This is a genomic window from Ancylobacter sonchi (assembly GCF_018390695.1).
Lineage (GTDB): Bacteria > Pseudomonadota > Alphaproteobacteria > Rhizobiales > Xanthobacteraceae > Ancylobacter > Ancylobacter sonchi.
The window spans coordinates 326,080-340,717 of record NZ_JAHBGF010000016.1 but is presented as its reverse complement, the minus strand read 5'-3'; the positions used below and the strand labels follow the sequence as shown (position 1 = coordinate 340,717).

Annotated in this window: 12 protein-coding genes; 10 read left to right on the top strand and 2 right to left on the bottom strand. The window is 68.3% G+C overall.

Annotated elements, in window-relative coordinates; translation table 11 throughout:
- Window positions 1-299 precede the first annotated feature (299 nt).
- Complete coding sequence (locus tag KHC28_RS08930; protein WP_214007972.1) at window positions 300-2,540, top strand: transglycosylase SLT domain-containing protein; 2,241 nt, start codon at window positions 300-302, stop codon at window positions 2,538-2,540.
- Between the two features lie 554 nt (window positions 2,541-3,094).
- Window positions 3,095-3,445 (top strand): hypothetical protein, encoded by a 351-nt coding sequence (locus KHC28_RS08925; RefSeq protein ID WP_214007971.1) that lies wholly within the window; start codon window positions 3,095-3,097, stop codon window positions 3,443-3,445.
- Between the two features lie 31 nt (window positions 3,446-3,476).
- Here the strand turns inward: KHC28_RS08925 and KHC28_RS08920 are convergent, their stop codons facing one another.
- A complete protein-coding gene (locus tag KHC28_RS08920) occupies window positions 3,477-4,466 on the bottom strand; it encodes a LysR substrate-binding domain-containing protein (RefSeq protein WP_214007970.1) in 990 nt (329 codons plus the stop codon).
- A 250-nt stretch (window positions 4,467-4,716) separates the two neighbouring features.
- On the opposite strand from KHC28_RS08920, the gene katG reads away from it, so the two are divergent.
- Entirely contained in the window at window positions 4,717-6,894 is a 2,178-nt protein-coding gene (katG, locus tag KHC28_RS08915; protein ID WP_214007969.1) for a catalase/peroxidase HPI, read from the top strand.
- A 121-nt stretch (window positions 6,895-7,015) separates the two neighbouring features.
- On the opposite strand, the gene KHC28_RS08910 is transcribed toward katG, so the two are convergent.
- Window positions 7,016-7,711 (bottom strand): FadR/GntR family transcriptional regulator, encoded by a 696-nt coding sequence (locus tag KHC28_RS08910; protein ID WP_214007968.1) that lies wholly within the window; start codon window positions 7,709-7,711, stop codon window positions 7,016-7,018.
- Between the two features lie 236 nt (window positions 7,712-7,947).
- Between KHC28_RS08910 and KHC28_RS08905 the strand changes: the two genes are divergently transcribed.
- From KHC28_RS08905 to KHC28_RS08875, 7 genes are all read left to right on the top strand, one after another.
- Entirely contained in the window at window positions 7,948-9,513 is a 1,566-nt protein-coding gene (locus tag KHC28_RS08905; protein WP_214007967.1) for a sugar ABC transporter ATP-binding protein, read from the top strand.
- A 17-nt stretch (window positions 9,514-9,530) separates the two neighbouring features.
- Window positions 9,531-10,571 (top strand): ABC transporter permease, encoded by a 1,041-nt coding sequence (locus KHC28_RS08900; protein ID WP_214008189.1) that lies wholly within the window; start codon window positions 9,531-9,533, stop codon window positions 10,569-10,571.
- An 86-nt stretch (window positions 10,572-10,657) separates the two neighbouring features.
- Window positions 10,658-11,614, top strand: a complete 957-nt coding sequence (locus KHC28_RS08895) for an ABC transporter substrate-binding protein (RefSeq protein ID WP_214007966.1) — start codon at window positions 10,658-10,660, stop codon at window positions 11,612-11,614.
- Window positions 11,615-11,678: 64 nt separating this feature from the next.
- Window positions 11,679-12,683 carry an aldo/keto reductase gene (locus KHC28_RS08890; protein WP_214007965.1) on the top strand — a complete coding sequence of 335 codons (1,005 nt, stop codon included), beginning with the start codon at window positions 11,679-11,681 and terminating at the stop codon, window positions 12,681-12,683.
- A 7-nt stretch (window positions 12,684-12,690) separates the two neighbouring features.
- Window positions 12,691-13,530: an amidohydrolase family protein gene (locus KHC28_RS08885; protein ID WP_214007964.1), complete on the top strand. Its 840-nt coding sequence runs from the start codon at window positions 12,691-12,693 to the stop codon at window positions 13,528-13,530.
- A 12-nt stretch (window positions 13,531-13,542) separates the two neighbouring features.
- Complete coding sequence (locus KHC28_RS08880) at window positions 13,543-13,872, top strand: L-rhamnose mutarotase (protein ID WP_214007963.1); 330 nt, start codon at window positions 13,543-13,545, stop codon at window positions 13,870-13,872.
- A gap of 27 nt (window positions 13,873-13,899) precedes the next feature.
- Window positions 13,900-14,631 (top strand): SDR family oxidoreductase, encoded by a 732-nt coding sequence (locus KHC28_RS08875; RefSeq protein WP_214007962.1) that lies wholly within the window; start codon window positions 13,900-13,902, stop codon window positions 14,629-14,631.
- Window positions 14,632-14,638: the final 7 nt, after the last annotated feature.

The window sequence follows — 14,638 nt, the reverse complement described above, 5'->3', positions numbered from 1 at the left end:
GCGCCCGCCGGCGACCTCAATCCGCCGAACGGGAAGGGGAGCGACGGGTAGCTCGAGGCCGCAGGCGCTCCGGCTACCCAGGCTCCTCGCAGGGACGGCTTCTGCGCTACGCCCCCAAGCGTCCGGAAGCCGTCCCTCTTGCGGCCGATCCTGCCGATGGTCACGCTGGCCGGTGGTCCATGCGTGCCGATTCGACCTGTTGCCCCTCACTGTGTTAACGTGAAGTATTCGTGCAGAAGCAGAGATCTACGGGAAGAACACCTCCCGATTAGCGCGACATGAACAGGCTGGGGGGCCTCATGAATCCGCTGATTTTGCTTGCCGGCAACCTGCTTCCCAGCCTGCTGGACTTTCTCGTCGGCGACCGCGGCGAGAAGGTCGCTGAGGCGGTGGTAAGTGCCGTCGCCCGCACCACCGGCGCGAGCGATGCCACCGCGGCGCAGGAAAAGGTCGACCAGGACCCGGCCGCCGCCGCCGAATTGCGGCTGGCGCTCGCCCGCATCGTCGCCGACGAGAAGAAGCTGGCGCTGGAGGCCGAGACGCAGCGCCGGCGCGACGAGATCGCCCAGGAAGCCCAGGCCCGCAGGGACGCGCTCGACCGCGACCTCGCCACCCACAAGGCCAAGCTGGACGAACTGGTCGCCACCGAGAAGGCGGCGCTGGAGCAGCGCCAGCAGGACAATGTCGAGACCAGCGGGGCGCGGCAATTGCTGAGCTCGCTGATCGACAAGGATACCATCGTTGCCCGCACGCCGATGGTGCTGTCCTACATCGTCACCATCGGCTTCTTCCTGGTGCTGGTCGCGTTCCTGTTGCTGAAGAACCGGCTGGAAGTGCCGCAGCCGCCGGAACTGCCCAAGGGGCTCAACGACATCGTCGGCACGCTCAGGCCGGAGCAGATCGCCGCGCTGGTGCAGCCGCGCTCCGACTTCGTCGTGCAGATCATCAACATCTGCGTCGGCGCGCTCGCCGCCGCCTTCGCCACGGTGATCAGCTTCTGGCTCGGCTCCTCGCAGAGTTCGCGCAACAAGGACGTGCTGGCCGCCGGGCTGCAGCAGCGGACCACCGAGAGCCAGGAGCGCCAGGCGAAGGAGAACATGCGCACCGTCGAGCAGGTGGCGAAGTCGGTGTCGGAGGCCAAGAGCCCCGCCGTGGTGGTGGCCGAGGACGGCTCCGTCACCACGGTGACGCCCGCCCCGGCTGCGGGCGCCTCGCCCGGCACTCCTGCCGGCACGATCATCGTGGCCCCGTCGACCCAGGGCGCGGCCCAAGGGACGGCCCAGGAGCCGGCGCCGGAACCGGCCAGGCCGATGAGCGCCAGCGTGCTCACCGAGCTGATGCCCAAGCTCGTGCACCCGCACCGCCATTTCCCGGACGCGGTGAGCTGGGCGCTGACCACGTCCGGCATCGCCATCGACGGCGCCCGCGCCGAGGGCACGCCCGGCGAGCCCACCACCGTCAGCAAGATCTGGGACATGTTCGGGCCGCTCTGCGCCGCCTCGGCGAAGAAATACGGCGTGCCGGTGGAGCTGATCGTCGCCACCATCGCCACCGAGAGTTCCGGCAAACCCGATGCCCGCCGCCCGGAACCGCAGATCAACGACGAGAGCGTCGGGCTGATGCAGACACTGGTGAAGACAGCGCGCGACGCCACCGGCCGCACCAGCCTGCGTGCCGACGATCTGCTCGACCCGGCGACCTCGATCGATGCCGGTTCCGCCTATATCGCCAAGCAGCGCAGCTCCACCCAGCTCGATCCGCCGCGGGTCGCCGCCGCCTACAATGCCGGCTCGCTGAAGCGCGACGACGCGGCGGCCAATCGCTGGAAGCTGCACTGCTTCCCGCGCGGGACCGGCGAGCACATCGACAAGTTCGTCGCCTGGTTCAACGACGCCATGCGCGTCTCCGACGACGAGGACTGGGGCAAGACGCGCGACTGCCCGAGCTTCGCGCAGGAGCTGGCGGGCATCGCCCCGCCGCCGGCCGTGCTGGACGTCTCCTCGCCGGACTTCCCGCCACGCCCGTCCTTCCGCGCGCTGGTATCGCTGGAGGACCGCCAGAAGCTGTTCGGCGCCTTCCAATTCGTGTCCGCCCCGATCGCCGGCAATCCCGAGAACATCCGCATCCTCGGCGACTGGGAGGCCCGCAACATCGTCAAGGTGGAGATCCCGCTGCAAAGCTTCCGTGGCAAGCCGGGCCCGCTCGCCATGCGCTTCCATGTCAAGGCGAAGGACCAGCTGATCGCGCTGTGGCTGGAATGGGAGAAGGCGGGGCTGATCGACCACATCCTCACCTATGACGGGGCGTTCGTCGCCCGCTTCCAGCGCAAGAGCACCACCAAGCTGTCCAACCATGCCTTCGGCACCGCGTTCGACATCAACGCCGCCTGGAACTCGCTCGGCGTCGAGCCGGCGGCGATCGGCGAGAAGGGCTGCCTGCGCGAGCTGGTGCCGATCGCCAACAAGCACGGCTTCTACTGGGGCGGGCATTTCAGCACCCGGCCGGACGGCATGCATTTCGAGGTCGCCCAGCTGCTGTGACATTGGGGGGCCGACGGGCTCGCAGCGGCCCGATGGTCGTGCCGCGACCGTCTGGACGGATGCCGACGCACGGTGGAACGACGTAGGCCCGACGCTGCGGTGCCGACGAATCTCCGTATCGCTGCCGTTTATTCGCCGGCAATACGATAACGATTCGACCGCATTCCCACCTCGGCTGAGGAGCGGCAGCGACGGCTGGCGACGCTCTGTCCTCTCCCCATCCCGCCGCTCCCTCTCCGCACGCTCGCGTGGGGCCGATGACACCGCCGGAAACGCGCGAGCGCGCGCAGTCGGCGGGTGACAATCGGCGCCGTCGATCATCTTGCCGGACGCGGAATCGCGCGGCGCCTCTCGGGAAACCGGCGGAGCCGTGCGCCTTCCCGACTTCTCCCTGCGGACGGCACGCTTCGGCCGTGTTTCCGCCGGCTTGGCGACGCGAAGCGGCGGCACCATCGCACCCGGGTCGGCGAAACCCTCGTCCCCGCTCTGGCGTTGTAGCGGTACATGGAACCGCTTCCGCACCGCGCGGGGACGTCCCCATGTGGGAGAGTGACGTGGATAGACGTGGATTCCTGCTCGGCCTCGCTGGCGTCATCGGCGCCGGGGCCACGGCCGGACTGGCATTCGCCTCCTCAGCCGAGGCGGTGCCGCTCGATCAGCTGAAAGACCTCCAGCTGAAAGACCCCGCCACCGCCGACCCCGCCGCCGCGACGCCGGACGGCACCGTGATCGACGAGGCGCAATATTGGGGACCGCCACGCGGCGAATGGGGCTGGGGACCGCCTCCCGGCCGGCCGCGGGGCTATTGGCGCCGTCAGCGTCGGCGCTACCGCCGCCGGGTCTGCGGCTGGCGCCGCGACCGCTGGGGCCGGCCGTTCCGTGACTGCTGGTATGGGTGGCGCTGACGTACATGAACGAAGCGCGGCGCGGCAGGCCTCAGTCGCGCCGCGTCGCCTCCGACACCGGAGCCGGAAGCGCCTCCCGGCCTGCCGATGTCGAGGGTAGGAGAACGGCGCCGCGCGGCCGGCGCAGCGTATCGGTGGCGTCGCGCACCGCCTCGGAGATCTGCTGCAACTGCTTGGCCAGCGGGCTGGTCTTGCGCCAGACCATGCCGATGGTGCGCGACGGCTGCGGGTCGCGGAACCGCGTGATGCAGACGCTCGCCGAGCGCGTCTCCACCGGCACCGCCATTTCCGGTATCAGCGTCACGCCGATGCCGGCATCGACCATCTGCACCAGCGTGGACAATGAGCTGGCGTCGAGGAAGTCGCGCGGCGGCGCAGCACGCATGTCCACATTGCAGAAGGACAGTGCCTGGTCGCGGAAGCAGTGGCCCTCCTCGAGCAGCAGCAGCCGCATCTCGCGCACCGCCTCGGGACCGGGCACCGGCTTGCCCTCATCCGCCCCCGGCCGCACCAGCACGAAGTTCTCCGTGAACAGGGTGATCTCGGTCAACGCCGGCTCGGAGACCGGTAGGGCGACGATGGCGGTATCGAGTCGTCCCTCCTCCAGCTCCTGCAGCAGCTTCGGCGTCTGCGTCTCCCGCACATGGATGTCGAGCCCGTTATGCAGGCGGCTCAGATTGCCGAGCAAGGTCGGCAGCAGGTAGGGCGCGACCGTCGGGATCACCCCGATGCGCAGCCGCCCGACCAGCCGGTCGCGTGAGACACGCGCAAGGTCCCCCAGTTCGTCGACCGCGCGCAGAATGTCGCGGATGCGCGGCGCGAACTCCTCGCCGAAGCCGGTGAGCCGGACCTGGCGCGCGCCGCGCTCGAACAGTTCGATGCCGACCTCCTCCTCCAGTTCCTTGATCTGCATCGACAGGGCCGGCTGGGAAATGCCGCAAGCTTCGGCCGCGCGGCGGAAGTGGCCGTGGCGCGCGAGTGCCTCGAAATAGCGGAGCTGCTTGAAGGTGACGTTTTTCATAAGGGAAACTTATCACAACAATCAGTAAATCGGAATTAATCTAATGAAGAGGATTTGCTAGAGCCTTGGCGAGGGATTGGGGCGAGGAACAGGAGCTGCCGATGTCACGACCGCTGCGCCATCAGAGCACCATACCGGCTGTCCCGCGCCCGTTCACCGAACTGACCATGACATGGGATAGCGTTCCCGCGCATCCGTCGGTTCGCCCCACCGAGTACCGCAACGAACCCAGCCTCGATCGGAGAGAAGCATGAGCGACACGACTGAAGGAAGCACCGGCAAATGCCCGGTCGCTCATGGCAGCGGCGGTACCCAGAACCGCGACTGGTGGCCGAAAGAGCTGCGCGTCGACCTTCTGAGCCAGCACTCGTCCAAGTCCGATCCGCTGGACCCGGCCTTCGACTACCGCGAAGAGTTCCAGAAGCTCGACTATGAGGCGCTGAAGAACGACCTGCGCAAGCTGATGACCGATTCGCAGCCCTGGTGGCCGGCGGATTTCGGCCATTACGGCCCGCAGTTCATCCGCATGGCCTGGCACAGCGCCGGCACCTACCGCCTGGCCGACGGCCGCGGCGGCGGCGGTCGCGGCCAGCAGCGCTTCGCTCCGCTGAACTCCTGGCCGGACAACGTCAACATCGACAAGTCGCGCCGCCTGCTGTGGCCGATCAAGCAGAAATACGGCCAGAAGATCTCGTGGGCCGACCTGTTCATCCTCACCGGCAATGTCGCGCTGGAGACCATGGGCTTCCGCACCTTCGGCTTCGCCGGCGGCCGCGCCGACACCTGGGAGCCTGACCAGGACGTGTTCTGGGGCTCGGAGACCAGCTGGCTCCAGCACCGTCCGCTCGACAAGTTCGCCGCCCCGCTCAGCGCTACCGAGATGGGCCTGATCTACGTCAACCCGGAAGGCCCGAACGCCAATGGCGACCCGCTGTCGGCGGCGGCGTTCATCCGCGAGACCTTCGCCCGCATGGCGATGAACGACGAGGAAACCGTCGCGCTGATCGGCGGCGGCCACACCTTCGGCAAGACCCATGGCGCCTCGGCCGAGTCGCATAAGGGGCCGGATCCGGAAGCCGCCGGGCTGGAGGCGCAGGGCCTCGGCTGGCACAGCGATTTTGGCTCGGGTTTCGGCGGCGATGCCATCGGCTCGGGCCTCGAGGTCACCTGGACGCAGACCCCGGCGCAGTGGAGCAACCACTTCTTCGAGAACCTGTTCAAGTATGAATGGGTGCAGACCCGCAGCCCCGCTGGCGCCATCCAGTGGGAAGCCAAGGACGCCGAGTCGGTCATCCCCGACGCGCACGACCCGTCGAAGAAGCATAAGCCGACCATGCTGACCACCGACCTGTCGCTGCGGGTCGACCCGGCCTATGAGAAGATCTCGCGCCGGTTCCTGGAGAACCCGCAGGCCTTCGCCGAGGCGTTCGCCCGCGCCTGGTTCAAGCTGACCCATCGCGATCTCGGCCCGCGCTCGCGCTATCTCGGCCCGGAAGTGCCGAAGGAAGTGCTGATCTGGCAGGATCCGGTGCCGCCGGCCGCGCATCCGCTGGTCGATGCCGCCGACATCGCCTCGCTCAAGGCCAAGGTACTGGCCTCGGGCCTCTCCGTCTCCGAGCTGGTCGGCACCGCCTGGGCCTCCGCCTCGACCTTCCGCGGCGGCGACAAGCGTGGCGGCGCCAATGGCGCGCGCATCCGCCTCGCTCCCCAAAAGGACTGGGAGGTCAACCAGCCGGTGCAGCTCGCCAAGGTGCTGACGGTGCTGGAAGCCATCCAGTCGGAGTTCAACCTCGCCGCGACCGGCGGCAAGAAGGTCTCGCTGGCTGATCTGATCGTGCTGGCCGGCAATGCCGGCGTCGAGGCGGCGGCCAAGGCCGGCGGCCGCGACGTGGTGGTGCCGTTCGCGCCGGGCCGCACCGACGCCGCGCAGGACGAGACCGACATCCATGCCTTCGAGGTGATGGAGCCGGCGGCGGACGGCTTCCGCAACTACCAGAAGCTGGGAGCCAAGGCGCCGGCCGAGGTGGCACTGATCGACCGGGCGCAGCTGCTCACCCTGACCGCGCCGGAAATGACGGTGCTGATCGGCGGCCTGCGCGCGATCAACATCAACACCGGCGGCACCTCGCACGGTGTGCTCACCAAGCGGCCGGGTGCGCTGACCAACGACGTCTTCGTCAACCTGCTGGACATGGGCACGCAGTGGAAGGCGGCCGACGACTCCAAGACCCTCTATGAGGGCCAGGACCGCGCCACCGGCGAGCTCGCCTGGACCGGCAGCCGCGTCGACCTGGTGTTCGGCTCGAACTCGGTGCTGCGCGCGCTGGCCGAGGTCTATGCCAGCACGGACGCGCAGGCGAAGTTCGTCGACGACTTCGTCGCTGCTTGGACCAAGGTGATGACCCTCGACCGCTTCGACCTCGCCTGATCCTCGCGAAACACCCCTCCCGCCTCCGCGACCCGGAGGCGGGAGGGTCATTCAAGCCTGAATTCCGCCAGCCGCTTTCTTCATCGACAGCGCTCCGCCGGCGAGCCGAGAGAGCGGTCGATCAGCGCGGCTCGCTCTCGAGCCAGCGGCGCTTCGATTCCGCCAGATGCACGCGCATCAGCGCCTCGGCGAGCGGACCGTCGCGCACCTCCAGCGCCGCCAGGATCGCCTCGTGTTCGGCCAGCGCCGACAGCCAGTTCACCGGCGTGTCGAAATGCGCGCGGAACTGCGAGGACATCGGGCTGTGCCGTTCGTCGAACAGCTCCGCCACCAGCCGGACGATGACGCTGTTGCCGGTCTGGCCAGCTATGGCGAGATGGAACTGCCGGTCATGGTCGAGCGGCTTGCGCTCCTCTTCGATATCGGCCCGCATCGCATCGAGAATGCTGCGCATCGCCTGCAACGCCAGCGGCGTGATCCGTGCCGCCGCCAGCGCCGCCACCGCGCTCTCCACCGTGGCGCGCGCCTCCATCAGCTCCACCGGGCTTTCGCCGGTCGCCGCCACGGCGAGCGGCCGGCGCTCGCCCGCCCCGGTCACATAGATGCCCGACCCCATGCGGATCTCGACCGTGCCGTCGATCTCCAGCGCGATCAGAGCCTCGCGCAGCGAGGGACGCGAGACGCCGAGCTGCTGGGCGAGCTCGCGCTCCGCCGGCAGCCGGCTGCCGGTGGAGAAATCCCCGCTCAGGATCAGCCCGCGGATCTGGTCGGCCACCTGCTGATAGAGCCGGCGCTCAGCGGTTCGGATGATGTTCATCGTCGCGTCCTAGTTTGGCCTTACCATAAAAGTCGAGACCGCTGCCGGCAAGCGGCCCGCAACACTCTGGTATAACAGCATCTTTCCAAGCGGCCTGACCGATTTCGGCCTTGTTGGCAAAAATTGGCTTGACCAGTTCTGCGCCTGACACCATAGGTAAAGCAAGCGGCCAACCAGCCGAACAAGACCCGACACGAGCGGGCACCACGTCGCGATAGCGGCCATGGGAGGACAGGATGGCGTATAGCCAGACCGCCGGCGACACGCTGCGGGCGCCGCATGGTGTTGCGCAGGGCGAGCCGTTGCTCGCGCTGGAGAACATCACCAAGGAATTTCCCGGCGTGAAGGCGCTGCAGGGCGTCAGCTTCAATTTGCGGCGCCACGAGGTGCACGCGGTCTGCGGCGAGAACGGCGCCGGCAAGTCGACGCTGATGAAGATCATCAGCGGCGTGTTCCAGCCGACCTCCGGCCGCATCGTCTACAAGGGCCAGCCCCGCCAGTTCGCCTCCCCGCTGGAGGCCGAGGCGGTCGGCATCGCCATCATCCACCAGGAACTCAACCTGGTGCCGCACCTCACCGTCGCCGAGAACATCTATCTCGCCCGCGAGCCGCGCCGCGGCTTCCTGGTCGACCGCAAGAAGCTGCGCGCCGACGCCAAGGCCTGCCTCGACCGGCTCGGTGTCGCCATCGATCCGAACCGCCTGGTGCGCGAGCTCTCGGTCGCCCAGTGCCAGATGGTCGAGATCGCCAAGGCGCTGTCGCTCAACGCCGAAGTGCTGATCATGGACGAGCCGACCTCCTCGCTCACCGAGCAGGAGACCCGGCTGCTGTTCAAGGTCATCCACGACCTCAAGGCCGCCGGCGTCGGCATCATCTACATCTCGCACCGCCTCGACGAGATGGCGGAGATCGTCGACCGCGTCACCGTGCTGCGCGACGGCCGCTACGTCGCCACCGACGACTTCGCCGCCACCACGGTGGACGAGATCGTCACCCGCATGGTCGGCCGCTCGCTGGAGGAGAAGTTCCCCGAGCGCACCTCGACGCCGTCGAGCGACGTCGTCCTCGCGGTGAAGGGGCTCACCCGCAACGGCGTGTTCGCCGACATCGACTTCGAGCTCAAGCGGGGCGAGATCCTCGGCTTCGCCGGGCTGATGGGCGCGGGACGCACCGAGGTGGCGCGCGCCATCTTCGGCGCCGACGCCATCGACGCCGGCACCGTGACGCTGGAAGGCCGGCAGCTGGTGATCCGCTCGCCGCGCGACGCCATCGCCGCCGGCCTCGCCTATCTCTCCGAGGACCGCAAGGCACAGGGCCTCGCGGTGAAGATGCCGGTCGACGCCAACATGACGCTGGCGAACATGGACGAGGTGTCGAACCGCTTCGGGCTGATCGACTTCGCCCGGCAGGCCGAGGTGGCCAAGCGCTATGTCGACCTGCTCAGCATCAAGACGCCGACGATCAAGCAGCCGGTCCGCCTGCTCTCCGGCGGCAACCAGCAGAAGATCATCATCGGCAAGTGGCTGTTCCGCAAGTCGCGGGTGCTGTTCTTCGACGAACCGACGCGCGGCATCGATGTCGGCGCCAAGTTCGCCATCTACAAGATCATGGACGAGCTGGCCGCCGAGGGCATCGGCGTCGTGCTCATCTCGTCGGAACTGCCGGAGATCCTCGGCATGACCGACCGCGTCTGCGTGTTCCACCACGGGCGCATCACCGGCGTGCTGGAGACCTCCCGCACGAACCAGGAAGAAATCATGCGCTACGCCTCCGGCTACGGACGGCCGGACAGCCGCCACTGACGGAGCCGAGAATGACCATGACCGTCACCACCCCGCCAGCCAGCAAGACGCCCGCCCCGTCCGGCCGCCGCCTCTCCGACCGCCAGAAGGACATCATCCAGAAATTCGCCGCCCTCGGCAGCCTTCTGGTGCTGATCGTCGTGTTCTCGCTGAGCACCGGCGCCTTCTTCACCGTCAATAACGGCATGACCATCGCCCTGCAGGTGACCTCGATCGCCCTGCTCGGCATCGGCGCCACCTGCGTGATCATCACCGGCGGCATCGATCTGTCGGTCGGCTCGGTGCTGGCGCTGGCCGGCGTGGTGGCGGCGCTGGCGGTGAAGGAGCTCGGCATGCCCGTGCCGGTCGCCATGATGATCGGCATCCTCACCGGCTCGCTGTGCGGCCTGGTCAACGGCGTGCTGGTGACGAAGATGCGGCTGCCGCCCTTCATCGCCACGCTCGGCATGATGCTGATCGCCCGTGGCGTCGCCCTGCAGATCACCGGCGCGCGCGCGGTGTCCGGTCTCGGCGAGAGCTTCGGCGAGCTCGGCAACGGCGCGCTGTTCCGCATCGTCAATATCGGCGACGACGGCTTCCCGAACGTGGTGTTCCCCGGCATCCCCTACCCGGTGGTGCTGATGGTGGTGATCGCGCTCGCGGTGTCGCTGATGCTCAACCGCTCGGTGCTCGGCCGCCACATCTACGCGGTCGGCTCCAATGCCGAGGCGGCGCGGCTCTCCGGCGTCAACGTCTCCGGCGTCACCTGCTTCACCTACATCCTGTCCGGCTCGCTCGCCGGCCTCACCGGCTGCGTGCTGATGAGCCGCCTCGTCACCGCCCAGCCGAACGAGGGCGTGATGTACGAGCTCGACGCCATCGCCTCGGCGGTGATCGGCGGCACCTCGTTGATCGGCGGCGTCGGCACCATCTCCGGCACCTTCATCGGCTCCTTCGTGATCGGCATCCTGCGCAACGGGCTGAACATGAACGGCGTCTCCGCCTTCACGCAGCAGATCATCATCGGCCTCGTCATCCTGCTCACCGTGTGGATCGACCAGCTGCGCAACCGCCGCTGACCGCGGCGCCCGCTCCCTTCCAAAGCCGCCCGGCGACCGGAAAACCGGCGCCGTCCCCCGACGAACGCATGAATCTGGAGGAAACCATGAAGAAGCTCGTCTCCGCCCTGCTCGCCTCGGCGGTGCTGCTCAGTGCCGCCGCAGTGACCCAGACCTCGGCCCAGGCCGGCGAGATCGCCGTCATCGTCAAGACGGTGAACTCCACCTTCTGGCAGAACGTGCAGAAGGGCGCCGACGCCGCGCTCAAGGAAGCCGGTGGCGCCAACACCCTCACCTTCCAGGGCCCGGCCTCGGAATCCGCCATCGCCGACCAGGTGAACATGGTGGAGAACGCGGTGAACCGCGGCGTCGCCGGCATCGTGCTCGCCCCCTCCGATCCCGACGCGCTGGTGCCGGCGGTGAAGAAGGCGTGGGAAGCCCGCATCCCGGTGGTGATCGTCGACAGCCAGCTCGCCAAGGGCGCCGAGCAGTACTACCAGTCCTTCCTCGCCACCGATAACCGCAAGGCTGGCGAGCTCGCCGCCAAGGCGCTGATCGACAAGGTCGGCACCGAGGGCAAGATCGCCGTCATGTCCTATGTCGCCGGCGCCGGCTCGGAGATCGGCCGCGTGGGCGGCTTCACCGACTACATCAAGGCGAACTCCAAGCTCCAGATCGTCGGCCCGTTCTACTCGCAGTCGCAGATGGCGACGGCGCTGAACCAGACCACCGACGTGCTGGCCGCCAATGCCGACCTGAAGGGCATCTTCGGCGCCAACGAGCCGACCGCCATCGGCATGGCCCGCGCCATCAAGCAGGCCGGCAAGTCCGGCAAGATCGTCGCCGTCGGCTTCGACGGCAACCAGGACCTGCAGGAGTTCGTCAAGGACGGCACCCTCACCGCCATCGTGGTGCAGGGCTCGTTCCAGATGGGCGACCTCGGCGTGAAGACCGTCTCCAAGCTGATCGGCAAGCAGAAGGTCGAGAAGTTCGTCGACACCGGCGCCGTCGTGGTCACCAAGGCGAACATCGACCAGCCGGAAGCCAAGAACGTCCTCTACTGATCACCTCCCGCCTGCGGGGCGCCGGACAGCCGGCGCCCCGCCTTTCCGAACGGACACGGACATCATGAAGGCCGGCGACAAACGCATCCACGCCCGTACCCAGGTCGCCGCCACCGCGATCGGCCTCGGCTGCGCGCAGATGGGCAACCTCTACCGCGTGACCAGCTACGCCGAATCCGCCGGCGCCTTTCAGGCGTCCTGGGACGCGGGCGTGCGTTATTTCGATACCGCCCCCTTCTACGGTTTCACCCGTTCCGAGCGTCGGCTCGGCACCATGCTGACCGACCTGCCGCGCGACAGCTACACCGTCTCGACCAAGGTCGGGCGGGTGATGACGCCGGACCCGACCGTCGGCGCGATGGAGGACGGCTATGCCGAGCCGCTGCCGTTCCGCCCGGTGTTCGACTATTCCCACAACGGCATCATGCGCTCCTTCGAGGCCAGCCAGCAGCGGCTTGGCCTGCTGGCGCCCGACATCCTGTTCGTGCACGACATCGGCCGCTTCACCCATGGCGAGCTCCACGAGCACTACTGGAACCAGCTGACCGAGGGCGGTGGCTTCCGCGCGCTCACCCGCCTGCGCGAGCAGGGGGCGATCAAGGCGTTCGGCCTCGGCGTCAACGAGTTCGAGATCATCGAGGACGCGCTCAAGGTCGCCGATCTCGACATCTGCATGCTGGCCGGCCGCTACACGCTGCTGGAGCAGCACAGCCTCGGTTTCATGGACGAGTGCGCCCGGCGCGGCGTCGGCATCGTCGCCGCCGGCGTGTTCAACTCCGGCATCCTCGCCGGCAGCAACAAGTTCAACTATGGCGACGCGCCCGCCGACATCGTCGCCCGCGTCGAAGCGCTGCGCGCCGCCTGCGCCGAAGAGGGCGTGACCCTTCAGGCCGCGGCGCTGCAATTCCCGCTCGCCCATGCCGCCACCCTCACCGTGGTCTCCGGCGCCCGCAACGCCGAGCAGATCACCGCCAATATCGGCTGGTTCGAGGAGACCATCCCGGCCTCGTTCTGGAACCGGCTGAAGGAGCGCGGGCTGATCGCCGACGGCGCCCCGGTCCCGGTGTGAGGCGGTGATGCGGATCGACGCCCACCAGCATTTCTGGCGCATCGCCGACCGGGCCGGCCAGTGGCCGCCGGCCGAGCTCGCGGCGATCTATCGCGACTTCGGGCCGGAAGACCTCGAGCCGCTGCTCACCGCCAACGGCTTCGATGGCACCGTGCTGGTGCAGACCATGGAGCGCGAGGCGGACACCGCCTACATGCTCGACCTCGCCGGCCGGCACGGCTTCATCAAGGCGGTGGTCGGCTGGACCGACCTCAAGGCGCCCGGCGCGCCGCAAGCCGTCGCCCGCCTCGCCGCCAAGCCGAAGCTCAGGGGCTTGCGCCCGATGCTGCAGGACATCGCCGAGGATGGCTGGATCGACGATGCCGCACTCGACCCGGCGGTGGAGGCGATGATCGCCCACGACCTCGGCTTCGACGCGCTGGTGCTGCCGCGCCATCTCGGCCCGCTCACCGCCTTCGCCACCCGGCACCCGCAGTTGCGCATCGTCATCGACCACGGCGCCAAGCCGCCGATCGCCGAGGGCCGCATCACCGACTGGCGCCGCGCCATGGCCCGCCTCGCGGCGCCGCCCAACGTCTGGTGCAAGCTCTCGGGCCTGCTCACCGAGGCCGGCGGCAACGCCCCGATCGCGGTGCGCCCCTATGCCGAGACGCTGCTGGAGCTGTTCGGCCCGGAACGGCTGATCTTCGGCAGCGACTGGCCGGTGCTACGCCTCGCCGGCGACTACGTCGCCTGGGTCGAGCAGTGCCAGGCCATCGTGCCGGGCGAGCACCACGACGCCGTGTTCGGCGGCAACGCCGCTACCTTCTACCGGCTCGCCGACGCCCCGGCGTCGACCGCCGCCTGAACGGAGCCTGTTATGCAACGCATGGGAATGATGATCGGGCTCGAGCCCGGCATGGTCGAGACCTACAAGCAGCTGCACGCCGCCGTGTGGCCGGAGGTGCTCGACCTGATCACCCGCTGCAACATCCGCAACTACACCATCTTCCTGCGCGAGCCGGAGAACATCCTGTTCGGCACCTGGGAGTACCACGGCAGCGATTTCGAGGCCGACATGGCCAAGATGGCCGCCGACCCGAAGAACCAGGAGTGGTGGAAGCTGACCATTCCCTGCCAGCGCCCGCTCGCCACCCGCAAGGACGGCGAATGGTGGGCCATGGCGGAAGAAGTCTTCCATCTCGACTGACCGATAGCGAAGAACGGAGAACTGGCCATGGCCAATCTTGAGGGCAAGACCGTCCTTGTCACCGCGAGCGCGCAGGGCATCGGCCGCGCGAGCGCCCTTGCCTATCTGGCGGCCGGCGCCAAGGTGTACGCCACCGACATCAACGAGGCGCTGCTCGCCGAGCTGCCGGCCTCCGACCGGCTCGTCACCGCCAAGCTGAACGTGCTCGACGACAAGGCGGTCGCCGACTATGTCGCCGGCATCGGCGCGGTCGACGTGCTGTTCAACTGCGCCGGCGTGGTGCATCCCGGCAGCATCCTCGAGATGAAGGACGGCGACCTCGACTTCGCCGTCGACCTCAACATCAAGTCGATGGTGCGCACCATCCGCGCCGTGCTGCCCGGCATGCTGGAGCGCAAGGAAGGCGCCATCATCAACATGGCCTCCGTCGCCTCCTCGATCAAAGGCGTGCCGAACCGCTTCGCCTACAGCGTCACCAAGGCGGCGGTGATCGGCCTGACCAAGTCGGTGGCCGCCGACTATGTCGCGCACAACATCCGCTGCAACGCCATCTGCCCCGGCACGGTGGAGAGCCCCTCGCTGCAGGACCGCCTGCGCGCCCAGGGTGACTATGAGCAGACCCGCGCCGCCTTCATCGCCCGCCAGCCGATCGGCCGCATCGGCACGCCGGAGGAGATCGCCGACCTCGCCGTCTATCTCGCCGGCGCCACCTACACCACCGGCCAGGCCATCGCCATCGACGGCGGCTGGTCGCTCTGATCCGCAC